The sequence below is a fragment of the Aquabacterium sp. A08 genome (genome assembly GCF_011742065.1).
Genome location: NZ_JAAQQT010000531.1, coordinates 1 through 723 on the forward strand (window position 1 = coordinate 1; position 723 = coordinate 723).

Consider the following 723-nt stretch of genomic DNA (forward strand, 5'->3'; position numbering starts at 1 on the left):
TCGGTCAGGTCGATGCGGCCACGCTTGTCGCTGGCGCGCACCTTGTCGGGCAGCCCGCGCGACTGGGCCAGCGCGGCCTCGGAAAACTCGTGCGGCACGTCGTACTTGCGCACCGCGATCTCGATCTCCATGCCCGGGTCGTCGATGTCGCCGAGCACCTCTTTCACCCGACCCACCGGCTGCCCGTACAGCGCCGGGGGCTCGGTCAGTTCCACCACCACCACCTCGCCCGGCTTGGCAGAGCCGGTCGCGCCCTTGGGAATGAGCACGTCCTGGCCGTAGCGCTTGTCCTCCGGCGCCACCAGCCAGACGCCGCTTTCCTGCAGCAGGCGGCCGATGATCGGGGCCTTGGCCCGCTCCAGGATCTCGGTCACGCGGCCTTCGGGCCGGCCCCGGCGGTCTTGGCGCACCACCCGGGCCTTGACCCGGTCCTTGTGCAGGACGGCGCGCATCTCGTTGGGCGGCAGGTAGACATCGGGCTGACCGTCGTCGCGCAGGACGAAACCGTGGCCATCGCGGTGGCCGGCGACCACCCCCTCAAACTCGGACAACAACAAATTGGGATTCTTTTCTTTCACTCGTGTCTTTTGCACTCGCTGCAGTGTTTTTGCGTGCTATACTTTCAGCTTATCTGAAAGCCCAGGTGGCGGAATTGGTAGACGCACTAGTTTCAGGTACTAGCGCTGAGAGGCGTGGAGGTTCGAGTCCTCTCCTGGGCACCAA

General features: G+C 65.6%; 1 tRNA gene and 1 pseudogene. One reads left to right on the top strand and one right to left on the bottom strand.

The window, feature by feature from the left end:
* Positions 1–551: pseudogene (locus HA630_RS03965) on the bottom strand (ribonuclease R); the annotation flags it as partial.
* An 86-nt stretch (positions 552–637) separates the two neighbouring features.
* On the opposite strand from HA630_RS03965, the gene HA630_RS03970 reads away from it, so the two are divergent.
* Positions 638–722 (top strand) — tRNA-Leu (locus HA630_RS03970).
* Position 723 lies beyond the last annotated feature (1 nt).